A 23210-nucleotide genomic window follows, 5' to 3' on the forward strand; every position below is an offset into this window, starting at 1 on the left:
ATGATAGTAAAAAAGGGAAGGTTTTCGGGGAGATTTACCCCTTAAACAGTAGTTACCAGTACACAAAAAAGCATCATTGATTAAAAAATCATTACAGCTTTTTCTACACTTGTTTTTTCTATACTGCTATCGTACACCATATTTATAAAAAGTGCCGCCATTTGGGATAAACCTCTATCAAACTATGCTCTGCAAAGTGTGCCGCACCGGTCTTAACATCATATCCTCGACTAAATCTGTCCATTGATGTAAGCACCCATCAAAAATTCATTCAAATCCGATTGCCACCGGCTTCCTTTTGAACGAAAATGATCAAGTAAAATCTTATTGAACCGAATTGAAACCTGTTCTTTTACCGGCTTAAAATACTTTTCATTTCCAAAATAAAACCCATCCAGATTACTCAGTTCCGGTATTTCCGATGTATCTATCTGCTCATCAGGGATGGCATTTTTTTCACACTCATTTATTATCTGTGATACTTGCAATTTTTTCATAGTACATCTCCCTTTCGCGCTTCAACGCAGGTCGCACCGATATTATCCGTTTTTTGCTGCCTTTCGGCGTATAAACAACAAAAACAACCAATTGATTCTTTATTCTGCCAAGAACTTGATACCGCTCTTCTTCAAGCATTGAATGAACTACATCATATTTTTCTAAGTAAAAAGGATCATCAAAGACCTGTTTTGCTTCATCAAATGACAATCCTTTATGTTTTTTGATATTCGCTTCTTCTTTTGGTAAATGCCATTCTATATCATCATTCATGTTAAAAAAGTATCACATAAATGTATTTCTGTAAAGCATTCCGTACTTATCATTTTTTCCGTTTTTCATAGATGAACCAGAGGTCTGGGTCAATCCAGTGCCGTAAGGCGCGTATCATAGAATATGAAGGAAATCCAAAAGCCTTTCTACTCTTTAAGTTATACAGCCGATTATAATCTACGCCGTTTTCAGCACACCATGAGTAAGTAAGCGGCTCTAAGTGTTTATACCCTGCTGAATGTTCCCGCACTATGCGATAATCATCCGGTCCTGTAAAGCGCTTCGGTTCCGGTTTTGCTTCCGCCGTTGTTGTTACCCACCATGAAGGAGGAATAACATTCCGTAAACGAAACATCATTTCGTAAGTCGGCTTTGTTACACCGGTAATACTTTTAAAAAAAGTGATATATTCAAGTCCATTCTTAAGTGCAAAGGAGCGAATGCTCTGTCCGGTATTTTTTACAAATTGCGATGCATAAAGTTCACCTTTATCGTCAGCGGCTTGGGTAATAGGCGCTTGGGTAAGATACTGCATCAAGGCCGCTTCGATAATCTTTGATTGTGAAACACCGCTTTCTTTTTCCCGCTCCAGCAGTTTATCATAGAGCGCTTTCTTGATATTTGCGTTTATTTGTTGCATCGTAGTATTCTTCCAAATATACTATCCATCGTAAACCTCTTTTCTATGTCCGATATCTACAACAAAAATAACCATCGTTGTATCAATGATTTTACAAAGAACTCTGTAAGCTCCAATTCGATAACGCCAAAAACCCAAAAGACTACCAACAAGCATTTTTCCACGAACTCTAGGATTATCAAGTAAAGCTACCTCGTCCATATAATCAAGAATTCGTTTTCTTACTGAAGTATCTAATTTTTTTAATTGCTTTCTGGCACCTTCTGAATAATCAACTTTCACAATCCAAACTCCTTACGAAGTTCTTCACTGGAATAAGTTTTACCACCTGTCCTTTCAAACTCTGCCCAAGCAGCAGCAGCAGTTTCATAATCTTCTTGATCTTCAAGACACTCGCGAATAAATCGCTCAACTGCCTTATTCAAAAACCAACTTCTTGTACAACCTCTGCTTTTACACAAAGAATCAACTTGATTAAATAACTGCGGATTAGCACTAAAACTCATACTTACAGTATTTCTAACACCCATAAAACTTCCTTTAGCCTCTCATACAGAGCTATCATCTGATACTACAAATGGTATTTTTCAATAATTTTATTAAAAATATTGAAAGTATTCATATTTGTCAAGTAGTATAGGTTAAAACAACGCTTATTTGTCGGACAAATGGCATGCTATTCTTGCGTCAATAATTGACACAAGGTACTGTTATCGGCTTGAGTAAGCGGAAGCGACGTCTCCGTCGCCGGTATAGACGATACGGAACAATGATCGTTTTCCTTAACGGGCGTTGTGTATCGCCGGTTTATGAGGGCTATCAATGAAGCGATCGGCATAACGTGCAAAACGCATCAGATAATGAATATCGATGGGGGCTTTTATACGAACGGCAATATACAGCCGCCTATTTTTTTTAAAAAAACGCACCGGAGACAGTTGTAAAAAAGATATTAAGGAAGGAGCCGCAAAGGCGAGACGCAACCCCATCGGATCGCGGATAGTCATTTTACCTTCCTGCCTACAAGAAAGAAGAAGTCCATGCTCTGAAATATTTTCAATAATGCAATCATATTCATACCCGTCTATCAAAACTGTTTGATACAGCTGTCTAAGACCAAGTGCTTCCCAGTGTGCAAGACCTGCCGGAAGCCGCCTTTCCCCTCGTTTCTCCGCCGTTTCAAAGCGGCTTTGAAGGGATGTAAGCCTATATGCTAATTCTAACGGTAAGGTACGGCCGAATACTGCCGTGTAATGCCGCCTTTTACCGCGAACACCGGTTAAGTGTACTGGTACTGGTAAACATTCCCCTCGATAGGTAATCAGAAGTTTATCATATCCCTGTCTCGGGGATAATTCCGTAACACAGTAAAGCTGCCACGCTTCTTGAAAGAAAAAGACCGGAATACACGAATGAACTGTCCCTGCTTCCTCAATGACAATCTTTTCAATCCCTAAATAGCTTAATACCTGTTTATCGACATGAATCACAAGGAATACTCCTTTTTCTTTGTTTCAGCATACCAATAGCCGTATTTTTCTAACAACGTAATAAGCGTTCTTTTACTCATCTTGTTTTGATCAAGAAGCAATCCCAACTCTCGATAAAAAAGTGCGTCAAATCCAAAGTACGCTCCATAAGTAAGGTTATCCAAAAGAAATAACATCCGCTTCAGTACATCAATGCGTCTTCCGGTCGCGGTATATAAAACGGTTACCGCAGGCGTCACCAATGGAAGCATTCGTTTGCATCCGGTTTCTTTGCCGTAAATAATGTATGCACGGCGCATAGAGGGGAAGGTGTAAAAAAGAATGACGGGACTTTTATCATCAAAGGTAAAAACGGTCGCATCCGGAAGTGTTTCAACATGAGCGGCGCCTCCGTGTGCAAACAGAGACAGTCCCTTTTTTTCACTCGGAATAGATACGGTAACCATATACTGCAAAATAGCATATTGCAATGATAACTTCAATATATTATACTGATGTTATAACATTATTAACATATTCATATTGTAGGAGGAATTGTATGCAAGAGTTCTTGCCTCCGTCGCCTGAAGTGCTCGTTTTACGTCAAATAACCGAATCATTTCATCTTTCAAATGATGAAGCGGACAGCGCTTTGTTACTTTTGAAAGCCCGTGCCCAAACCCTCGATATGCCATTCGATCAGTACCTTTCAACATATCACCCAAAAGGGTTCGCTATTTCCGATAATAGCCTTCCGGATGAGATAAAAGGGTATACCGCCTTTTTATCCGGTGATGCACGCGCCCTCATTGGCGCTGGGAAAAATGCGGACTTTTTCACTTTTGTCCATGAAGCTGCCCATGTCTTTCGGCGGCAGCTTACCGGAGCGCTGAAAGAGCGGGCGGAAAAAGCGTTTAAGGTCGAAGCGGGCGTTTGGAGTGAAGCACAAGAAGAAGCGTTTGCTATCGGGCTTGAACAGTATATCCGGTTACGCCTTGCCGCCTCAGAAGATCACCGCATTGTCTTTGAAAAAGGCGCTGTATTTACCCAACAGATTTATAACGGTCTCGATCGGATTATCCCGCTTAATCTTGAAATTATCCGTGTGTACGATGAGCTTTTTACTGCCGAGCGCTTCATCTTTAACCAACAACGCTTTGACGAAGCGGTTGATACTATTAATGCGCAAAAAGATGTATCACAGTTTGCGCAAAGTCATCTGTATCTCGGTATGACGTCTCCTATTTATCAAGAACTTGGGTTTGAACGCTTACCGGTGATGATAACCGCTCGTCATATTCAAAATATTATGCAGCCGGAGAAGGAAGGAAGCGCGACCAATTACCACGGGCTTACGCCTGAGATGATAAAACAAATTCCGGATGCGTTAAAAAAGCCCCTGCTTATTATGCAATCGCAGCGGAGCGATAGGAGAGAAGATATTATTACGGTTGTTTCATTAAAGGATAGTGAAGGTAGGCCGATTATTATTCCGCTCTCACCGAATAAAAAAGGATATTTTAATGGTATTGAAGTTGATATAAATCTTGCAAAAACGATATACGGAAAAGACCGCTTTACAAACTTTTTACAAAAAGCCGTACAAGAAAAGAGAGTGCTCTATATAAATGAAAAAAGCCGAGAATTAGCAATCCCGGAACTCCAATTGCTCCGCGACCGAGATTCTCAGCTTCTATATGAGAATATAGCAGCATATCACAATGCTGTCAAGCAAAAAAATCCTGATATTTGGACAGAGAAGAGAGATGGTATCCCCCTTGCCTAAGCGGAACCGGTTAGGCAAAATAGATTAAGCAAAAATACTACCAAGGAGATACCATCGCAATGGATTATTATGCATCTTACAAAAACAGTAAAGACCCCTCGTTGTTGAGAAAAGAGTTGGTCGGCTACGCGCTAAAGTATGGCAACAAAAAAGCTGCACGGCACTTTCAAACAACCGTAAAAACGGTAAGAAAATGGAGAAAACGCTGGCAAGAAAAAAAAGGGGCAGGGCTCAAAGACCTGTCTAAAAAACCTCAAAAAAGCCCTCGCATGATGAAGATGTATTGGCAATTCAAAATAAAAGCTCTCGCAGAAAAAGCAACCGCAGATAATAAGCGCATTAACGGAGCTGTTGAATTAAACGTGAGTATAGCATTCCTTACTCTATTAAGACGGTCGTCAAATATTTAAAACAAAACTACAAACTGCCGAGCAAAAAAACGCATCGAGAAAAAAAGCGGGATATGCGAGAGGTTAAAAATAAATACCGTGCATTTGAAAAAATACAGGTAGATATCAAATATTTGGATGATATTCCTGAATTTTATCACGATTTCATGCAGTTCCACTTACCAAAATACCAAATAACCGCTCGTTGTATCAGAACAGGGGCATATTTATCGGCTACACACAGCAACACAGCACGACCAGTACCTCCATTTTCATCTATCGGCTTTTCACTCATTTAAAGCGATATGGCATCAAGCCCTCTGAAATAACGATCCAAACCGACAATGGCACTGAGTTTACCGCCCCTTGGAACAGCCTAGAAAAAACTCTTTTTACCAAAGTTATTGAGCTTTCTTATGCCGCTACGCATAAAACCATTCCCGTCGGGGCTAAGACCTATCAAAGCGATGTGTAAAGTTCTCATCGGCTTATCGAAGATGAGTTTTACGCCTGCCAGTATTTTTCCAGCGCTCAAGACTTTTTGAAAAAAGCGCATCAGTACTAGAACCACTTTAACTTTACTCGGTTTAACACCTATAAAAATCGAGCCTTTAGACCGCCGAAACAGGTTCTAAAGAGCGCTATCCGCGCTTTGTGTGTAAAAATAGCTTTGTCAATTTTTGCTACAATGAAGGTATGCTCTTTTTCGTGATTGGTATAAATACTGTTTTGATAATGACTTGCCTGTTTTTATCATGTTTCGGCGCCGCCGAAACTCGCCGCCAATGCGCCCAAGGATGGGCGGGGGATAAGTCATCAACAAGTTTTGGGACAAAACTTGTCCTCTACCGATGTACATGGACGTGCATCGGTAGAGAGGTATAAGGATGTACACTTTTGGCAAGGCAACGAAGTAGATATGCCGCCTATTTGCAAAAGAAAAGGACGGCTTAATCAACAGCATTAAACCGTCCTCATTTCGGGTGTATAAGAAACGGCGTCTGGATGTTGATACCGCCGTTTAATGTCCCCTTCTGCTTTTATTATCGGCGGATGTTGCAAAATGTTTAGAAGAATTTTCATTATTTTATAAGGTTCTGCTAAAAAAGGTGTAAAGTTCTTAAAAAGAGGCTTTTTTACCGGCTTTTAAATATTTCATATACCTGTAACGCCATCAGACGAATCCGTTTGTAGACATTTTCAGCAGCTGCAATAGGCTGTAGATCGTTATCTTTGCCGGCTTCGTCGTTAAAAAAGAGCACGGCGACCAAATCTTTCGCAAAACCGTTTTTGATTTTCTCGTCTATTGTGTTGAGCTGTGCAATCAAGGCAGCCTGTTTCCGGGCACTGCTCCCGTTGCCGGAACTTCCACTCTTACGTGTGCCTTCTTCACTGTATTTCGCTAAGCGGTGGCACAACGCTTCTGCCTTTTCCGCTTGGGCTGCAAGACCGGCGGCGCTCTCGGTCATTGTCTTGACCGAAGCGGCTAACAGCCGCTTCCGCGCGCCGCAGCTATCTAAAAATGCTTGGGAGTACACGCTTTTTACGAGCGTCTCCAGCCGTTTATTAATTGCGGCGCGCGGGAGGCCGCCGGTCATGCCCGCAAAATCTTCCGCAGAGCAGGCGGGCATTCCGGGAATGAACACCCCGTGTGGCATAAGATTGAAGGTTTTAACCTCCGGATATTTGGCAAGGGTGCTTGCGAACCACCACGCATAGAGCAGCATACGGCGGTCGGTCAATACCGTCCCTCCGGCGTAATCCTGATGCAGCGAAGGAAATGCCGAATATAAGCTGTTAAAGTTCGCCTGCTCTGCGGAAGCAACGCGGGTAGAGCGGGTATGGACGGCTTCTTCAAAGGTGCTGCCTGCAAAGTGCGTTTGCTTACCGGGATAGGCCAAATCCAGTCCCGCCATGATAACGGGCTTGGCGCCGATATACCGCGCAAAATCCCACGCAGTTGTTGCAACCGAACCTCCTGCGGCGAGCGTACAGTCTTTATTGCCGTTCTGTTCTTCACCTTTGCCTTCAAGATAACGGGCAAAGGGCGCCGAAGATTCGGAGAGGAACACTGCGCGGTAACGCTGTCGGAGTACCGCCGGAAAAACCGCCGCCTCGCTGATTAAAATGGACTTGTGTGTATCCAATCCGGCGGTATGCAGGTAGTTCCAATACTGCGGGTCAAAGCTGAGAATAAAATCCGGCGTAATATCTGCCCGTAAACATGCCCGCATTGCCGTATCCACCGCGATAATCAGAAAATCTTTGCCGCTTTTTTTAATCTGCTCAAGATGAGCAGTTAAACTCGGTCCGCCGGCAAGGACGACGGCAGCCGTATCGGAAAAAGCATTTTTAAAACAGTCGATCTTTGCCGTCGTGCAAAGCCTATCGAGGTTTTTTACCGTGTTTTTTAACCACAGCGTACCGAAGCGTTCCAGCGTTTTTGCATTGATGCTGTTTTTCATTTTATTCCGCTCAAGCAGCGTAAAAAAAGTTCCGTACCACGGCTTATACGCTTCGGCGAGAACGGGCGCTTTAAACAGTATTTTGCCGTTCCATCCCGTTGAAGCGAGAAATGAGGCTGCCTCTTCCGGCTGTGTTCCAATCAGCAGGCTTAAACGCCGGTGCCGGAAAAGGGCGGCGAGGCGGCGGGCGGCCAAGCAACACAGAAAAATGTTGGAGTCCGCTTCGATGATTACCGCTTCGGCAGCGGGAAAGCGTTCGATATACAGCGAAGCAAGATAGCCTAACCCAAGCCCCGTAAAGATACAGCGGCTCTGCGTCTCTGCCGTTTGGAAAAAGTCGGAATCGAGGATACGGCGGGCTTCTTCTTGGGGATTGTATTTGGAGTGCACAAAGCTGACCTTTACCGCCAGCGTCGGTGTATGTTCCATGCCTCTTGCTTTTGCTTGTACTAATCGGTATTCGGGCGGTATAGCTTGTAAACACTGCAAGGCTGTTTCCGGCAAATTGAGTCCGAGTCTTGCCGCCTGTTCGGGAAAGCGGGCGGTAAAGTCCTTACAATTTTGGAGGAATACTTCGGCATCGATGGTAAAGGGTATGCCGACAGAAGCTATTCCGGCACCGATAGAAGCGCCGTTGTTACCGGCAGAAGCGGCGCCGACAAAACCCGCGCCGTTATTCAAGGGTGAGTTCAATGATCATTCCTTTTACAACCGGCGTTCCCGCTGCCGGACTTTGAGCCGTTACATAGCCGTCTCCGGTCAGCTTAACCGTAATATCGGTTCTGCCTAATAAATCGAGCAGCAGCCGTTTCGGAGTACCGAGCAAATCGGGCATCGTGTCGCCGACGGTTACGGGTGTTTGGCGGTGCGATTTGATAATGCCGGTATGGGTTATGTTCGGAGCATTTGCCCGCCCCATACCGCGATAGTCGATAATTGCATTGGCTGCTTCCGAGATAGCCGGCGCGGCAACCAACGAACCGTAGGTTTCCCCGACGGGACGGATAACCGCCATATACAAAATGACCTGTGGGTCATCGACGGGAAAAATACCGATACAGCTGCTGAGATAATCGGTGGAACTGTAGCCGCGCCCATCCGCTTGCGCCATCTGCGCGGTACCGGTCTTAACGGAAATAGGTACGCCTTTAATCGAAGCCCGAAAGCCGGTACCGTCATCGGCGGCGGTCTGCATATAACCGAGTACCGTTTTTGCCGTTTGCGCTGAAATAACCTGCTCAAGCGGTTTCGGTTTATGCCGGTAGACCGGTTTCCCTGTCGAGTCCAGAATTTCGGACAAAAGACTGAGCTTTAATGTTTTGCCTTTATTGGTAAACGCCGTTGCAGCTTGTACAATTTGCAGGGAGGTAACGCCGATTTCCTGTCCAATCGCAATCGTGTGCTTGGTACGGGTAGACCACGATGATACCGGCGCAAAAATCCCTGCCGCTTCTCCGGGCAGTTCAAGACCGGTTTTTTTTCCAAAGCCGAATGCCCGCAGCTTTTCAGCGAAGGCTGCGGCATCGGTTTTGTCGGCGATCTGCGCCATTCCGTCGTTGCAGGAAAACCTGATAATGTCGCGTGGCGTTACTTGACCGTGTACCCGCAAGCACCGGATCACGTTTTGGTCTTTTTTGTCATTCAACTGACGCGGTTTAAACACAAATTGTGCATCACAGGTGTAGACATCGGAATCCTTCGTTGTGCCAAGTTCTAAAAAGGAAGCTATTGAAAAAATCTTAAAAACGGAACCCGGCTCATAGATAAAATAGGCGGGGCGATCAAACCGTTCCTCTTGAGTGCTGGAAGAAAAACGCGCTAAATCAGCGGAAGGTTCGTTTATGTATGCAAGGATTTCGCCGGTCTTTGCATCGGCAGCCAAAAAAATGACCGCCTCTGCCTTGGAACTCTTCATTGTCCGTTCGGCTATCTGTTGCAGCATATATTGAATGGAAGCATCGATTGTTAAGGCAACCGTATAACCGTCTTTGTCGGCGCCGGCAGTGCCTTCAGGCGGGGAGAGAATGTTTTGCATGGAATATTCAATGCCGGTCAACCCTTTGCCGTCATCGCCCAGATAGCCGATCAGCGTTGATGCGAGTTCATTTTCAGGATAGATGCGGTTTGCTACCGCTTCAAGCCGTAAGCCCTTGAGTCCATATTCCCGTATGGCATCTTTTAAAATCTCTTTTTCATTTTCACTCAACTTCTTCTTTAAATATAAAAAATTCGATTTTGAATCTTGCATTTTATCAAGCAGCTCGGATTCCGAAATTTCAAGAATCGGTGAAAGGATATTGACAAGCCGATTGACGTCGCTAATCAGTGTTTTATTTACCGATAGGTTATACAGCGTTGTCGCCGCCGCTAAGATTTTTCCGTTCCGATCTAAAATTGATCCCCGCTCGCGAACCTTCTTAACGGTGTGTACTTCCGGTTCCGAACCAAGCATCGCCCGCGCATATTTTGCGACAATTAAGCCGGTAAAGATGAGCAAAAGGCCGATAAAAAAGATGATGCGTTTTTTAGAAATAAAATGATTTAGTTCCATAGTAACCGACCGCAGATACTATCAACCGAGACAAACCCGTAATCGCGGGAGTCGCGGGATTGGGGTGCATTATCGCCGAGCGACAAAATAAAACCGGTAGGAACATATTGTTCGGCGTGCGGTAAAAATCCTCCCAGATTCCTGAATTGCACACGGTTAAGCGCAACAGTTCTATTATCGTCTAATTTAAGTGAGCCATAACTTTCCGGCGCTTCTTGCGAGGCTGTAATAAAATGCAGTTCCATATTTTCTATTTTTACGCAGCGCTTTACAACATACCGACCGTCGATATGATAGAGCACCGCGTCCCCTGTTTGTGGCATCCCCCAGCGGCAAAGATACCGGTTGGCAGCGGGGAGCGGAATGCCATACGCCAATTTCCATATAACGACAACCTGCCCATCGAAAAGAGCAGGCTCCATCGAATGCCCCGAAATCCGCCTTATATCTAAAACATAGCTTTTTAAAAAGAGAATGCCGCCTATTAACACAAGGAAGCATAGGAATCTTCTTTGAACCGGTTTTTTCACCGGCTAAAGATAGCAAAAAAGCAAGATTTTTTCCAGCGGGGAATAACAGGGCGCTACAGGACATTGCTTTTCAGTATCTTAGGAAGTGCTGATTAAAGCGAGGAGCTCATTTAATCAGCACTTTTCCTTATTCGCCGAATTTATTGAAATAGCCTTGAATAAAAATAATTGGCGTTCCTTTATCGCCGCTGCCGGAAGTAAGGTCGCACAGCGAACCGATGAGGTCGGTTAATTGACGGGGAGTGGTTCCTTGGGCTTCTTTTTGATCAATCTGTGATGAAAAGGCATTTTTTTTATGCTCGCTGATGTAGGTAATCATCGCTTGGTACTGCTCTTTATCGGACAAATTTTTAAAGTTGTTGTCCGCAAGGTATTTCAATTTTACCTCATGTGGCGTACCGGATAAGCCTGCGGTAAAGCCGGGGGAAACGACAGGATCGGCGAGCTCCCAAATCTTTCCGACGGGATCCTTAAAGGCTCCGTCTCCGTATACCATCACCTCAACCGTTTTACCGGTTTTTTCTTTAAGCATGTGCTGAATTTTTTCTACCAGTGCTTGGCAATCATTCGGGAAGAGCTTGATGGAATCTTCGGTTGCCTTATTTGAACCGAGCAGCCCATACACGCTGTTGTATCCGCTGCCGTTAACCGGTTGAGCGAGTACATCGTCAAGACCATACACACGAGTTGCGCCGTGTTCTTTTAACCGCCGTTTTGTACTTTCCCGTGTGTGGATATCGCAGACAAGCACGTGTTTTGTTGAGGAAAGAACAGCGCACGGATCATTGGCCAGTAGAATAGAAGATTGTGCATTGTATTTTTTGATGATTGAGTTATAAAAAGAGATGTAATCGATACCGGTAAACGGGTGTTTATATACCCCGAAGCGTTGCGTAAATTCCTCCGCCGTAAACGTATCCTGCCATGGATTTACCGATTCCGCTTTACCCGTATCGGGATCCATCAGCCGGTTCCCCACCTCGTCGGAAGGATAGCTCAATACAAGCGTTAGTCTGTTTCCAGCCTTTGCGATACCCTCCAAACAGATTGCAAAACGATTTCTGCTTAGAATAGGAAATACCAAACCGATGTGCTCGTTTCCGAACTTTTCTCGTATATCGGCGGCAATCTGATCGGTAGAAGCATAGTTCCCCTGAGCACGGGCAACAACGGATTCCGTTACAGCAAGGATATCTCGGTCATGGATGGAAAAACCTTCCGTTTCCGCCGCCGACAAGAGCGTATCTACCGCTATTGCAGCAATATCATCTCCTGCATGTACAATGGGCGCTATCAATCCCCGCGAAACCGTTCCGATCTTCTGAGGCATAATTTTTCTCCTTAGGGTACTCATCAGAACACAACAGGCTACTGAGAGTATCTTTTCGTTTTATTTTAATCGGGCTGCGGCTGTTTCGGCTTTTGCCCTGCTCGGATATAACTCTACAAAGGAGCGTTGCAGCCATCCGTCCGTAAGATGTACCCACAGTTCGCTCTCCGAATCTTTCGATACGAATTGTGTCCCTGTTACTTCGTATATCTCTTTTCGCCGTGCATGGTTGACAATGATACCGTTTGCTCCAGGGCTATCTTTTAATGAGATATAGGTTTCGACAATAACGGCAAACCGGTCGGCGTCATTTACGGCTGAATCAGGCGGCAGTATAACAGAATCGAGTGTTGCGCGATTGGTACAGGAGAACAAGCAGGAAAAAAGGCAGAGCACAACAATGCGGCATACGGCACCCACGCCGCTTCGTATCACATTTTTCACAATTATAACTGATAAAATTTCCGGAGTTCGGGAATGAACAGCGCATCCGATGGAACTATCGGGATATTCTGCAGTTCATCAAGTAAAAACCATTTTAATTCGGAGTGCTCGGAGGAAACGCATGTTTGCCCCTCCGGAATTATCACTTCGTAAGCAAAAAGCTCGAAATTACGGTGTTCATTTTGAAAATGTTTATGCGCAATAAACCGACCGACGGATATGCTAACGGCAAGCTCTTCTTCATACTCGCGGATTAATGTCTGCTCGTGTGTTTCGCCTGCTTCACACTTTCCCCCCGGAAATTCCCAATGTTCTCCGACATCGCCGCCGGGTGTCCGCAAACCCAGCAGGAACTTGTTATCTTTCCGAACAATACCTACTACCGATTGGCGCATAGGCTATAAGAACAGTACCTGCGAAAAAAGCAGGTGGGTAACACCGGCAAATAGGCAGAAGAAACCTATCGGTTGTTCAAAGTTAAGAATACGGGTTAAGAACGGCGGCAGTGTCAGCTGATTTTCAGAGGCTTTAATCCAACGCTCAAAGAATACGATACAGCCGAGAATGCCCGAAAGCGCGGGGATAATATCGCCGACCAACGGTGTATTCCCTGCGACGGGACTGAGAAGTTTAAATACGGCCGAGATTCCCGAAAAAATCAGAAGCACCAGTAAAAATGTCGGATCGTTTAAAAGAGGGTATTTGATATTGAATTCCTCTTTGTCTTTTGCGGAAAGGAGTAAAATTCCCCCCATCATAAGGTTTGTGGTAACAGAAAGAAAATAGAAAGGTAACATATATGTGCTCCCATAACGCATAATAAGCGCTTTTATACAGAATATCGTATTTATAAAAAAAAAGCAATTCATAACGAAGCATTTGTCAGGGTAAACGCATCAGTCGGTCATTTTACCAGTCCCGCAGAATAATGAGGCTATCCAAGCAGAGTTTCGCCGATTGGCGGCTCAAATGCTTGTCATGCCTCATTATTCTGCGGAATTTGATTTACTTGTCTGATGCGTTTACCGTGTTTCTGAAAAAGATTGTGCAAAATTTTATCTAAAATTTTGCACAAAAGGAATGCAGCACATCAGAATCGAGGGGTTGACCTAAAATGGAATTTCCTTCATAATTACCCTGTTGCTTTTTGGGGGTGTAGCTCAGTTGGCTAGAGCGCTTGCATGGCATGCAAGAGGTCAGGGGTTCAATTCCCCTCACCTCCAAATAATCCCGATAAAATAAAAAGAAGGTAGGCATAGAACCGCGTATGGATATATCAAATCTTGATCCTGAGCTTGCAGCCTTGTTGGAAGATATTCCTGTAGCGCCTTCTGCTTCTGCTCCGTCTCTTGATCTCTTCGATGATATCGGCGACGATATTCTTCTATCAGCTTCACCTCAAGCTTCCGGCAGTTCGGAGCCGAGTCCTGCCAGAGTTGACCTAACCATTAAAGAGTTCCCCAAAGTTAAACGTTTTTATAATGATACTCCGCACACCTATTTTGATTCGGCGGATTTTTATAAAAAAGTGTTAAGAAATTGCGGTGAACCTTCTCAACGTTTGCATAATACGCTCACAAAATATCTTACCACACGCGATCAAAAAGACCGTACTGTATACCGGCAGCAACTTGTCACAAATTATTGGCAGTTTATTTCCGTACTTGTGTTAAAATTACCGACAGACGAATCCGCAATCGAAAAAAAGTATGCGTTACGGTACGGACTCATTTTGCCGACACTTTTAACCGCTGAACAAAAAGATACGTTTGCAAAGATTATCGATGAAAATCCTTATAATGAGCCTATTTATTACCTTGATGAGTGGTTCCATGATATTGCCGTCGGATTGATTAATCCTTCTTCCACTGATGAGGTACGGACAAAACAAAAGAATATGTCGACTCATTTCCAGCAACTGCTTAATAAGGCGCAGGGAAAATTGCAAAGTGCGGAAAATTTGCTTCGTGCCAAATCGGATGAACGCTCCAGTGCGGAAGAATTGGTAAAAAATCAAATCCATGAGCTGTTTGTACATGACAACATTGCCGGTTTTGCAGGAATAAAAGCGCCTTTTACTGAAACGCAAAAGCGCAATGTAAGCGATTTAGGCGATAATCTGAGGCGAATCCTTGCACTGGATAAAGAGCTAACGAACTTTTTGAATGAGTATCATCGTGTAGATGAAGATGTCCGCTCCTTGCGTGAAAAAATTGAAATCAGCGGTGACGGTGAGCTGAATGTCTCCGATGTAAATACGGAGCTGGAAACCGTTCGGCAAATGGTTAAGATGACCTGCGGACGGCAAGGAAATCACTTTCCTATTTTATCGCGCGAATTCTTCCGCTGTACACCAAATGAAATCGGCATTAGAGAAAACGTATTGGAGATTATGCGCTGGATTGAAAGTATTGACTGCGAAGCGTATTGCCGCCAGTACCGCTCTCAGCTGAATAGAATACCTCCGTTCGTGGTGCTTATTCCCTCTTATGGCGATATAGGTTTTTGTTGGGAACCCTTCGATCGGTATAATCGCGTAACCAGCCGCGGACGCATTGCCATTCCGATGTATACAAAAAATTTGAAAAATGCACTTTTAACGGCTACCGCTGACCTTCGATGGCAGGTCGCAAAGGAAAAGGCATCATACTATTGGATGGAAGAAGGTTTAACCGGTAATTACTATCAATGGTTCCAAGCTCAAAAACTGAAAGGCGACGTAAAAGAATACTTTATCGAAGATTACTTAATCTGGATGACTAAGGAAAGCGAAGGAATACAGAAGCTTGATAGGGAAGTACGGAATGTATTCTGGCGCTATATGCCGTTCAGCAAGGCGGTTAAAGAAGAGCTGAAAACCCGAGCTCCTGTTTATCAAGAGCTGTGCCAAAAAGATTTAAACCGTCAGATGTCCGACGGCTATTAATCCTTTGGAAGTGCTGATCAAAGCGAGGAGCACATTTAATCAGCACTTTCTCTTGTTTTTGCGGCTTATTTTTTGTTATTTAATCCGTATTTGTTCATTATCTTCTTCATAATTTTACCGTAAAAGAAAAACGATAATACAATACCGGCAATAACTGCAAAAGGCAGCGCTGCAAAAATACGTTCATTCACGAATTTTGCCAGCAAAATAATGATTGCAGCACATACTGCGCTGCATCCGGCAATAAGTACGAGCGTTACCAATGTCCCGATAATTAAAAAAAGAATAATATTCCGCATTTATTCCCCATTGTTCGGCTCTGCCGGAGTTTTGCTTTTGCCCTTTCCTTCCTGTATGAGCAGTGCAACGAATAAACCCACTCCGCATACCACAATAGCGGAATCTGCGATATTAAATGTCGGCCAACGTTCCAAACCGAAAAGACCGAAAAATTTAACGTCGATAAAATCCACAACGCCTTCCGCTCTAAAAAATCGATCGAGTAAATTACTGATTCCGCCGCCGATAATGCCGCTTAAAAACCAACGCTGTTCCCGTGGAAATTCCGATTTAAAATAGAGTACGCAAATACCGGCAATAAAGCAGGCGGGGATGCAGGCTATTACGACAAAACGCATAACGGAGGAAAGTCCGCTTCCGAAACTGAACGCTGCACCGGTATTGTAAACACAGACAATTCGTATCAGGTCCCCGAAAAAAGAAGCCCCCACAGACCACGGATCAATCGATTTAACAATCAGCCATTTAGTTAGTTGATCAAGTGCAATAACCGCAAAGGTTAGTATAAGCGGTAAAAAGTAATCTCGTCTGTTTTTGATATTCATCCGCATAGTATAGTAGATTTTTTCCGAAAGGTCTACAAAGTCTGAAAGGCAACCAGCATTAGAGTGTTTTTTTTACGCCTCCGCAGAATAATAGGCTGTTCAACCAGAGTTGAACCTCTTCGCGGTTCAAATGGTCTCCCAGCCTATTATTCTGCGGCATTGAACATATCTGTCTGATGCTGTTGCCTTTCTCCTGAAATAAGCTGTGCGAAATTTTTTCTAAAATTTCGCGGGGATGTCGAAAAAGTAACCAACTTTTGAGACATCCCCGTTCCCAAAAACATTGAAGCGCATAATGCTACCTAATTTATCGGATTTGGAAAAAAGCCGATACATAATAAGGAAGGGCGTTATGATTTGTATCTATTTTGAAATTCCCTATGAACGGCAGCTAATGAGAATTGCTCCGTTTGAAATACAAAAATTATTGAATGCCGTCGTGGAATCGGCTGAAGCAAACGGTGCTTCCTCATTTAAAGTTTCCTGCGCCTCGATTTACCGCTTCAGCAGCCGCGAAGTTGCTCCGGCGTTTTCCGCCAATTTATTTTTGCAAAATTTAGCAGATTTGCTGCGTGTTTATAAAAGACGAGTTGTAGATTACCGGATTATTATCGATTGCTGTGAAGAAACGGATTCTGACGATGCCATTGCAGATCATTTTGCCGCTTATAGGGGCATCCTTATGCCGAGTCGCAGCTTTTTTGCCTCCGCACAAGCGGAACGGCTTTTGAAAGCCTATATCCGGTTCGAATATGTGCCTAAAGTTAAACTCTACTACAGCGCTAATTTTATCGTACCGAAAACGGATCACACCGAAACAGCGGAAGCCCAATATCGTATCTACCTCTCGAATACCGGTACGTGGATACATGCGGTGTATCATTTTATGCTTGTCCATCCGCTTACCGAGCACGCGATAACGGCAGCGCTTTCGAAAGACGAACAGGCTCAATACGAGCAAGCTCAACATGTGCAGTATTATTTCCGTCGAAACCGATTTTGCTCCGATTATCCTGATTATTTTATTGACGCATTTTTATTATATACACGCCTCTACTTTCAGGTCTTTGTAAAAACTTATCATGCCACCGAATTAACCGTGATATATACCGAAAAAAATGCAGAGGCGGCACATTATCTGATCAATGTACTTCCCATTACCGCTCACTCCAAACTTATGTCGGAAAAGGTAATTTCGGTTGACGGCTTATCAGGTGATTTCTTACAACTTGCCTATCTTACGATATATGCGCCATCATTTATCTTTGACGATGAAATACCGGAGTTTTTTCTTTTGCTGCATAAAAGCCCCTCGTTTATTACGAGTTTGTATGAATGGATGTATGCAGCCGGTATTACCGAAGTAAAAAACGATATGCATTCGGTAAGCCCCTACGCTGTCGAGCGATTAGAGCAGCGGCTCGGAGTAGAAAAGAATAAGGCTAAACAGTATATAGCTGATTTCCTATGGGATAAATATAAAACGGGGATGTTATGTCCCGATGAAAACCTGAAAGATATTTTTGGTACGCTTCAATTTGTTCCGGAAGATCAATTTATGCTGCATTATTTCTTCCACAAGTATTCAGATAAAGAAATTCCTCGGATTGATATCAGTCCCTTTAAGTCTACAGTCTTTTTTTCTGCTCTTGAAAGCTATCAAAAAGCATTAAAAATCAGTAAGCAAAAAAATATTAACGAAGCGGTTTATGCGGTCAAAAAAGCGGTCAGCTCCGTTCAAGCGCATGCCTTTCCTGCAGGAGAATACCGTGCCCTTTCCTGTGTAGCATTTCTGCATTTGTCTCAAAATAAAATAGAAGATGCCGTAACCTATTTTCAATATGCTCTTGATATTGCCGAATTGCTGAACGACAGTAGTTTTATATGCGAAGCATTGTTTAACCTCAGCATCAGTTGCTTTTTGCAGAATAATTTACATACTGCTGAAAATTTTCTCGATCGCCTCTTACAGGATGCAGAGCGTTATTTTGAACAACCTAAAAAGATACCGTGCTTATTTATGCAGGGAAGAGTCGCATTGCAGTTAGGGGACTACGGCAAAGCGGAGCTTTTATTTCAAGAGGCTGAAAAAGCAGCTTCGAAGCACTTCCAAGAATGGGCGCCCCTTTGTAGAATTTGGTATGCAAGGGCATTATCCCAAAAAGGGCAAACAAGTAAGGCACAGCCGATACTCATTGCAAACCTTGATAAATCGCCTGATGCAATCTTGTTTCTCATCGAATCATTTTTGCTTGCTCCCATTCTTCGTGACGAGCGTGAGCAGATACAAGTGAGTTCCGAAACATTTACCGCTGTGCTTGAGCCGTATCAAAGCGGTTTTGCACTTGCTGAAGAGTTTGTCTGGGGAAATTTGTACGGTAAGCCGACAATACAGGTGTTTTATACCGCTATGGATAGCTATTATCGTTTCCGGCTTGCGTTCAATGCGCTGGAAGATTCAGCCCAAATGTATATTCAACAGCTTGAAGATACCGCACGGGATGCGCTTAAAAATCATGATATGTACGCTTCGATATATTCGTATCTTTGTTACGATGCGCTCCTCCGTAGAGAAGGAAATACATCCGATAGCGCAAACGGATATTTAAGCCGTTCGTTTAAAGCGCTGCAAAACTGTATGGACACGATGACGGAGAATACGGTGCGTGATAAGTTTATTTTCCGTAATGTATGGAATGCAAAACTCTACGCCGCTGCGCAAAAAAATAAATTGATTTAAGAGGAACAACCGGATAAAAACGATGTTAAATATGTCAAATAGAAAATTATTGACATTTTAAGGTATTCAGTATAAAGTTTAAGATGACAGTTATTTACTGTTATAAGGAGCAAACATGACTGGAATCATGATGGTGATCGTGTGTATTGCTCTCGTAATTATCGGTTTAATTCTTGGATGGACGATTCGCTGGCTGTATGCCAGATTTCAACTATCTGCTTCTGAACAGCGTGCAGAGCGGGTTTTACAGGAGGCTATAAAAGAGGCTGAAGCTCAAAAGAAGGATATTCTTCTTGAGGCAAAAGAACAACTTATTCGGGAAAGAAATCAACAAGAACGAGAGAACCGCGAACGGAGAAGCGACCTTCAACGGATGGAACGCCGCTTAACCCAGAAAGAAGAACAGCTGGATAAACGGCTGGAATTGGCAGAAAAAAATGAAAAGCAACTCGTTGAGCGGAAGGATGCGCTTGACGAACGTGAAAAAGTCTTGGATGGGGAGGAAGAACGGTATAAGGAAGAGCTGGAGCGGATTTCCGGTTTGACACAGGCGCAGGCCAAGGATTTGATTATACAAAGCCTTGCCAATGAAGCGAAAAAGGATGCGCAGGTTCTTATCAATAGAATAGAAGAAGAAGCGAATCTTACCGCTGAAAAAAAAGCGCGTGATATTTTGGTTACGACCATTCAGCGGCTGACGACGGAGACAACAAGCGATATAACCGTTTCTACGGTGAGCTTGCCGAGTGATGAAATGAAGGGGCGGATTATCGGGCGTGAAGGGCGCAATATACGTGCGCTGGAAACCTTGACCGGCGTCGATATTATTATCGATGATACGCCTGAAGCGGTGGTTATTTCTTGTTTCGATCCGGTGCGGAAAGAAATTGCTCGTATTGCATTGGAGCGGCTTATTCTAGATGGCCGGATTCACCCTGCACGGATTGAAGAAATCGTGCAAAAAGTTACGCGGGAAATTTCGCAGACCGTGTATGAAGAAGGGGAAAAAGTGCTCTTTGACCTCGGGATTCACGATATGGGACAGGAAATGGTGCGTGCGCTCGGCCGCCTGCATTTTAGAACGAGCTACGGACAAAACGTATTGCAGCATTCCAAAGAGGTCGCTATTTTGGCGGGTACGCTTGCCGCAGAAATCGGCGCGAATGTAGAAATCGCAAAACGCGGCGGCTTACTGCACGACATCGGTAAGGGCGCCGAAGCGGATTCCGACAAAAACCACGCCGAAGTCGGTATGGAGATGACGCGGAAGATGAGCCTCGATCCGCGTATCGTCAATGCGGTCGGTTCACACCATAACGATATTGAGCCGTCCTGTGTGGAATCCATACTGGTGCAGATTGCCGATGCCATTTCCGCTGCACGGCCGGGCGCCCGCCGCGAAACGATGGATAACTATGTCAGGCGGCTGGAAAACCTTGAGGCAATTGCAGAAGGGTTCCAAGGCGTCGAAAAAGCGTATGCAATCCAAGCAGGTCGTGAGCTGCGGGTATTGGTAAACAATGAAAAGATACCCGACCAAGAAGTGAAGGCCTTGGGCAGAGATATTGCGAAAAAGATTGAAAACGATCTGAAGTATCCCGGCCGTATTCGGGTAACGCTCATCCGCGAAACACGTATTATCGAATACGCACGATAGCAACCGTAAAAGAGGTCGTCAAAAGCCGTTCTTCGTGTAGGAACGGCTTTTTTATTATTAAACCTGTTAGGAAACTCGCCTTTCTGAACAGGTTACCTTGAAATGCGATGTTCTCGCATCGTAGGTCTATTTTCAGCGGTACAGATGGTGCCGCTGAAAAACACTTCGAGTTTGCGCAGAACCGTCTCAGGATGGCGGGCACATAAAACAACAACGACGTTTTACAAAAATCAGATTTTTGTAAAACTCGCAAGTCAATTTACACTACGGATGGTGTAAATTGACGATGTCGCTTATTTACGTATGCGCATTCCGCGCACAAATGCAACAGTCTTCGAGAATTGACATTCTCTCAACTATTGCATTTTAAGGAACACTTCCCCTAGAATCTATGCTTAAATCGGCAATTGTTGTTTTGTTAAGCGAATCCTTCATTGCATTTTGGGCATCTTCTAATGCAGAATCAAGCACACGATGAATGTTGCTTCCCACAGGACATTTGGGATTCGGCTTAGGGTGAAAATTAAAAATATCCCGCTCTTCTTCGCCTTCATTGATTGCGTTGTACACATCGAGCAGTGTGATTGTATCTGCCGACTTTGCCAAGTGCGAGCCGCCGACCCCTGCCGCAGTTTTCACCAGCCCCGCTTTTTGCAGCTGCAGCAAAATCTTCCTTATAATAACAGCGTTTACGCCCGTGCTTGCGGAAATAACATCCGACGTAACGCGCATATCTTTTTCAAAATACTGAATACACAAAAGCGTATGTACCGCTGCTGTAAAACGAACACTGATTTTCATATTCTGCTATTGTACTATTTCCTGCAAAATTTTGCCAATGTCATCATTGATGCAGATCGCGCGCTCTTGTATTTCGTATGGCACAAACGCTTCCCCAAAATTGATGCAAGCATACCGCGCGTTCGGATTTTGTGCCGTCATTTGCCAAAACGGATACTTTATAATTCCGGGGGTGTTTCTTCCAACACCAAGCTCAAGGAATAAGACTTTTCCATCTCCCCCCTGTTGAGTCGTTTGTACTATATTCCGGCTTTGCAAAAATGTGGTATAGCGATCTGATGCTCTGTGCCAGCTCTCGTCGGTAACAAAAGTATCATCTGCGCGAAGATTCATACTCATCGGTTTTCCGCAAACGGGACAATAGGGCACAAGCGCTGACGGGATTTTCATCTCGCGGCGGAATTCCCACATTGCGCGGATTTGTTTTTCATTGTCGTATGTTTTTTGATGACACGGTTCACTGCATTGGAACAGCCCGTAGTCGCCTTGTGTGTAAAAGAGCCGCTCTTTATTAAAACCCGCTTTTTGAAAACAATGGTCAACGTTTGTGGTAAGCACAAAATAATCTTTGCCTTGCACAAGCGAAAGTAGATGAGTATAAACCGGTTTTGGCGGATTCATATAACGATTTATCATAATATAGCGGCTCCAGTATGCCCAACGTTCTTCAAGTGACGTAAAAGGAGTAAAGCCACCCGAATACATATCTTGAAAACCGTATTTTGCCGCAAAATCGGAAAAGTATTTTTCAAACCGCTCACCGGAATAGGTGAACCCTGCCGAAGTGGAAAGTCCGCTTCCTGCGCCGATAACAATGGGTTCCGTTTCCTCAAGCAGTTGTTTTAATTGCTCAATCGCCTCTGTCATATAAAATCCTTTTGTAAATATGTTCATCTTTTTCAGTAAACACAGTAAACACCACTTTTATGCTATCAGCTGCCGCTGCTGCGTCCGATCTTAACATTGCGAGCTCGTTTTTTTCTTTCCAGTTTTTAACCGTAGCGATGGCAATCTCCGCAGCCTTTTCCTGCGGAAAGCGGAATACACCGGTGGAAATACAGCAGAATGCGATTGAGGAAATACCGGCAGCTTGTGCGAGATCAAGGCAAGAAGTATAGCACGATGCAAGCAAATCGCAGTCAGTTTGAGTAAGTTCCCCATCTACTATCGGGCCAACCGTATGCAGTACATACTTGCACGGCAGATTAAACGCAGGAGTGATTTTTGCCTGACCGGTTGGCTCTGCATGCCCTTGCTTTTTCATCATAGCATCGCACACAGCACGGAGCTGGATTCCTGCAAAAGTGTGAATGCAGTTATCGATGCATGCATGGCAGGGTTGCCAGCAGCCGGTCATTCCGCTGTTTACTGCATTCACGATTGCGTCAACTTTGAGCGTCGTAATATCTCCGCGCCATACATACAAATCTCCATTGCCCCGTGCGGTAACCGGTTTTAAGTCGGCAAGCTCGGTAATTCCGCGCGCGGTATTTTCTTCTTGCAAATACTCATCTTGCACACGCAAAAATGCTTCACTGGCCGGAAGAGCCTTGCGTACATTCACCAGAGAGCGGAGAAGCTGTTTTTGTTCCGTTTCACTTTCGGGAATCTGCATATTACCGTATTGTGGATGTTCAGCAAGGAGATATTCAATCATGAAAAGCCGCCGTTCCGTCTGTGTCATCATTCACCTTCTTTTACAACCAGTTTTCCAACCTTTTCGTTTGAACAAATTACTGCTACCTTCATAAAAACCTCCATCCGGCGCGTATTCCGCCGATTGGGAAGCCCCTGAATTAATCTTGAGTTTAACGGGTCCCATGTATATTAGTTTGTAACCGATTGTTGTTTCAATCTGATTACAAC

The 23210-nt window shown here is 44.2% G+C and carries 24 protein-coding genes and 1 tRNA gene; 6 read left to right on the forward strand and 19 right to left on the reverse strand.

What is annotated here, in order from left to right; translation table 11 throughout:
- Positions 1–230 precede the first annotated feature (230 nt).
- From HGH47_RS11305 to HGH47_RS11335, 7 genes are all read right to left on the reverse strand, one after another.
- Positions 231–497 carry a BrnA antitoxin family protein gene (locus tag HGH47_RS11305; protein ID WP_212566197.1) on the reverse strand — a complete coding sequence of 89 codons (267 nt, stop codon included), beginning with the start codon at positions 495–497 and terminating at the stop codon, positions 231–233.
- Positions 463–771: a BrnT family toxin gene (locus HGH47_RS11310; RefSeq protein ID WP_212566198.1), complete on the reverse strand. Its 309-nt coding sequence runs from the start codon at positions 769–771 to the stop codon at positions 463–465. Before HGH47_RS11310 ends, HGH47_RS11305 begins: the two co-directional genes overlap by 35 nt.
- Positions 772–820: 49 nt before the next feature.
- On the reverse strand, positions 821–1411 hold the full coding sequence (locus HGH47_RS11315) for a ribbon-helix-helix protein, CopG family (RefSeq protein WP_212566199.1): 591 nt from the start codon (positions 1409–1411) through the stop codon (positions 821–823).
- Between the two features lie 21 nt (positions 1412–1432).
- Complete coding sequence (locus HGH47_RS11320; RefSeq protein ID WP_212566200.1) at positions 1433–1693, reverse strand: type II toxin-antitoxin system RelE family toxin; 261 nt, start codon at positions 1691–1693, stop codon at positions 1433–1435.
- Positions 1690–1941, reverse strand: a complete 252-nt coding sequence (locus HGH47_RS11325; protein ID WP_212566201.1) for a hypothetical protein — start codon at positions 1939–1941, stop codon at positions 1690–1692. Before HGH47_RS11325 ends, HGH47_RS11320 begins: the two co-directional genes overlap by 4 nt.
- Before the next feature lie 252 nt (positions 1942–2193).
- Entirely contained in the window at positions 2194–2901 is a 708-nt protein-coding gene (locus HGH47_RS11330; protein ID WP_253676350.1) for a hypothetical protein, read from the reverse strand.
- A complete protein-coding gene (locus HGH47_RS11335) occupies positions 2898–3383 on the reverse strand; it encodes a hypothetical protein (protein ID WP_212566203.1) in 486 nt (161 codons plus the stop codon). The genes HGH47_RS11330 and HGH47_RS11335 overlap by 4 nt, the downstream gene beginning before the upstream one ends.
- A gap of 56 nt (positions 3384–3439) precedes the next feature.
- Here HGH47_RS11335 and HGH47_RS11340 point away from each other — a divergent pair, with 56 nt between their 5' ends.
- A complete protein-coding gene (locus tag HGH47_RS11340; RefSeq protein WP_212566204.1) occupies positions 3440–4666 on the forward strand; it encodes a hypothetical protein in 1227 nt (408 codons plus the stop codon).
- A gap of 59 nt (positions 4667–4725) precedes the next feature.
- Positions 4726–5076 carry a helix-turn-helix domain-containing protein gene (locus HGH47_RS11345; RefSeq protein WP_212566205.1) on the forward strand — a complete coding sequence of 117 codons (351 nt, stop codon included), beginning with the start codon at positions 4726–4728 and terminating at the stop codon, positions 5074–5076.
- Positions 5077–6191: 1115 nt separating this feature from the next.
- On the opposite strand, the gene HGH47_RS11350 is transcribed toward HGH47_RS11345, so the two are convergent.
- The 7 genes from HGH47_RS11350 to HGH47_RS11380 all read right to left on the reverse strand — a co-directional run bounded on the left by HGH47_RS11350 (position 6192) and on the right by HGH47_RS11380 (position 13172).
- Positions 6192–8213: a motility associated factor glycosyltransferase family protein gene (locus HGH47_RS11350; RefSeq protein WP_432912432.1), complete on the reverse strand. Its 2022-nt coding sequence runs from the start codon at positions 8211–8213 to the stop codon at positions 6192–6194.
- Positions 8194–10071 (reverse strand): penicillin-binding protein, encoded by a 1878-nt coding sequence (locus tag HGH47_RS11355; RefSeq protein ID WP_212566207.1) that lies wholly within the window; start codon positions 10069–10071, stop codon positions 8194–8196. The genes HGH47_RS11350 and HGH47_RS11355 overlap by 20 nt, the downstream gene beginning before the upstream one ends.
- On the reverse strand, positions 10062–10562 hold the full coding sequence (lepB, locus tag HGH47_RS11360) for a signal peptidase I (RefSeq protein WP_432912436.1): 501 nt from the start codon (positions 10560–10562) through the stop codon (positions 10062–10064). Before lepB ends, HGH47_RS11355 begins: the two co-directional genes overlap by 10 nt.
- A 166-nt stretch (positions 10563–10728) precedes the next feature.
- The gene (locus HGH47_RS11365; RefSeq protein ID WP_432912439.1) at positions 10729–11931 is read right to left on the reverse strand and encodes a coenzyme F420-0:L-glutamate ligase; all 1203 of its coding nucleotides are present in this window, start codon (positions 11929–11931) and stop codon (positions 10729–10731) included.
- A 60-nt stretch (positions 11932–11991) separates the two neighbouring features.
- A complete protein-coding gene (locus HGH47_RS11370) occupies positions 11992–12375 on the reverse strand; it encodes a hypothetical protein (protein ID WP_230974596.1) in 384 nt (127 codons plus the stop codon).
- A gap of 2 nt (positions 12376–12377) precedes the next feature.
- A complete protein-coding gene (locus HGH47_RS11375; protein WP_212566210.1) occupies positions 12378–12770 on the reverse strand; it encodes a (deoxy)nucleoside triphosphate pyrophosphohydrolase in 393 nt (130 codons plus the stop codon).
- 3 nt (positions 12771–12773) lie between these two features.
- Complete coding sequence (locus tag HGH47_RS11380; RefSeq protein ID WP_212566211.1) at positions 12774–13172, reverse strand: hypothetical protein; 399 nt, start codon at positions 13170–13172, stop codon at positions 12774–12776.
- A 352-nt stretch (positions 13173–13524) separates the two neighbouring features.
- On the opposite strand from HGH47_RS11380, the gene HGH47_RS11385 reads away from it, so the two are divergent.
- A tRNA-Ala gene (locus tag HGH47_RS11385) sits at positions 13525–13598 on the forward strand.
- Between the two features lie 44 nt (positions 13599–13642).
- Entirely contained in the window at positions 13643–15301 is a 1659-nt protein-coding gene (locus HGH47_RS11390) for a hypothetical protein (protein ID WP_253676354.1), read from the forward strand.
- A 65-nt stretch (positions 15302–15366) separates the two neighbouring features.
- On the opposite strand, the gene HGH47_RS11395 is transcribed toward HGH47_RS11390, so the two are convergent.
- Positions 15367–15600 (reverse strand): hypothetical protein, encoded by a 234-nt coding sequence (locus tag HGH47_RS11395; protein WP_212566212.1) that lies wholly within the window; start codon positions 15598–15600, stop codon positions 15367–15369.
- Complete coding sequence (gene lspA, locus HGH47_RS11400; protein WP_212566213.1) at positions 15601–16146, reverse strand: signal peptidase II; 546 nt, start codon at positions 16144–16146, stop codon at positions 15601–15603.
- A 352-nt stretch (positions 16147–16498) separates the two neighbouring features.
- Between lspA and HGH47_RS11405 the strand changes: the two genes are divergently transcribed.
- Together HGH47_RS11405 and rny are read left to right on the forward strand one after the other, a co-directional pair.
- On the forward strand, positions 16499–18886 hold the full coding sequence (locus tag HGH47_RS11405; RefSeq protein WP_212566214.1) for a tetratricopeptide repeat protein: 2388 nt from the start codon (positions 16499–16501) through the stop codon (positions 18884–18886).
- A gap of 115 nt (positions 18887–19001) precedes the next feature.
- Positions 19002–20543, forward strand: a complete 1542-nt coding sequence (gene rny / locus HGH47_RS11410) for a ribonuclease Y (RefSeq protein WP_044013731.1) — start codon at positions 19002–19004, stop codon at positions 20541–20543.
- 366 nt (positions 20544–20909) lie between these two features.
- Here rny and HGH47_RS11415 read toward each other — a convergent pair whose 3' ends face one another.
- Genes HGH47_RS11415 through HGH47_RS11425 form a run of 3 tightly spaced genes read right to left on the reverse strand, consistent with a single transcriptional unit; the run spans position 20910 to position 23028 of the window.
- Positions 20910–21344, reverse strand: coding sequence for an Rrf2 family transcriptional regulator (locus tag HGH47_RS11415; RefSeq protein ID WP_212566215.1), 435 nt, complete (start codon positions 21342–21344; stop codon positions 20910–20912).
- Positions 21345–21350: 6 nt separating this feature from the next.
- The gene (locus tag HGH47_RS11420) at positions 21351–22211 is read right to left on the reverse strand and encodes an SIR2 family NAD-dependent protein deacylase (protein ID WP_212566216.1); all 861 of its coding nucleotides are present in this window, start codon (positions 22209–22211) and stop codon (positions 21351–21353) included.
- Complete coding sequence (locus tag HGH47_RS11425; RefSeq protein WP_212566539.1) at positions 22195–23028, reverse strand: protein-ADP-ribose hydrolase; 834 nt, start codon at positions 23026–23028, stop codon at positions 22195–22197. Before HGH47_RS11425 ends, HGH47_RS11420 begins: the two co-directional genes overlap by 17 nt.
- Positions 23029–23210: the final 182 nt, after the last annotated feature.

This window comes from Treponema sp. OMZ 805 (assembly GCF_050937395.1).
Lineage (GTDB): Bacteria > Spirochaetota > Spirochaetia > Treponematales > Treponemataceae > Treponema.

Bases quoted from the DNA above. Each gene is read 5' to 3' on its own strand.
- HGH47_RS11305 (WP_212566197.1), bottom strand. From the start codon at position 497: ATGAAAAAATTGCAAGTATCACAGATAATAAATGAGTGTGAAAAAAAT.
- HGH47_RS11310 (WP_212566198.1), bottom strand. From the start codon at position 771: ATGAATGATGATATAGAATGGCATTTACCAAAAGAAGAAGCGAATATC.
- HGH47_RS11315 (WP_212566199.1), bottom strand. From the start codon at position 1,411: ATGCAACAAATAAACGCAAATATCAAGAAAGCGCTCTATGATAAACTG.
- HGH47_RS11325 (WP_212566201.1), bottom strand. From the start codon at position 1,941: ATGGGTGTTAGAAATACTGTAAGTATGAGTTTTAGTGCTAATCCGCAG.
- HGH47_RS11340 (WP_212566204.1), top strand. From the start codon at position 3,440: ATGCAAGAGTTCTTGCCTCCGTCGCCTGAAGTGCTCGTTTTACGTCAA.
- HGH47_RS11345 (WP_212566205.1), top strand. From the start codon at position 4,726: ATGGATTATTATGCATCTTACAAAAACAGTAAAGACCCCTCGTTGTTG.
- HGH47_RS11355 (WP_212566207.1), bottom strand. From the start codon at position 10,071: ATGGAACTAAATCATTTTATTTCTAAAAAACGCATCATCTTTTTTATC.
- HGH47_RS11365 (WP_432912439.1), bottom strand. From the start codon at position 11,931: ATGCCTCAGAAGATCGGAACGGTTTCGCGGGGATTGATAGCGCCCATT.
- HGH47_RS11375 (WP_212566210.1), bottom strand. From the start codon at position 12,770: ATGCGCCAATCGGTAGTAGGTATTGTTCGGAAAGATAACAAGTTCCTG.
- HGH47_RS11380 (WP_212566211.1), bottom strand. From the start codon at position 13,172: ATGTTACCTTTCTATTTTCTTTCTGTTACCACAAACCTTATGATGGGG.
- HGH47_RS11390 (WP_253676354.1), top strand. From the start codon at position 13,643: ATGGATATATCAAATCTTGATCCTGAGCTTGCAGCCTTGTTGGAAGAT.
- HGH47_RS11395 (WP_212566212.1), bottom strand. From the start codon at position 15,600: ATGCGGAATATTATTCTTTTTTTAATTATCGGGACATTGGTAACGCTC.
- lspA (WP_212566213.1), bottom strand. From the start codon at position 16,146: ATGAATATCAAAAACAGACGAGATTACTTTTTACCGCTTATACTAACC.
- HGH47_RS11405 (WP_212566214.1), top strand. From the start codon at position 16,499: ATGATTTGTATCTATTTTGAAATTCCCTATGAACGGCAGCTAATGAGA.
- rny (WP_044013731.1), top strand. From the start codon at position 19,002: ATGACTGGAATCATGATGGTGATCGTGTGTATTGCTCTCGTAATTATC.
- HGH47_RS11415 (WP_212566215.1), bottom strand. From the start codon at position 21,344: ATGAAAATCAGTGTTCGTTTTACAGCAGCGGTACATACGCTTTTGTGT.
- HGH47_RS11420 (WP_212566216.1), bottom strand. From the start codon at position 22,211: ATGACAGAGGCGATTGAGCAATTAAAACAACTGCTTGAGGAAACGGAA.
- HGH47_RS11425 (WP_212566539.1), bottom strand. From the start codon at position 23,028: ATGACACAGACGGAACGGCGGCTTTTCATGATTGAATATCTCCTTGCT.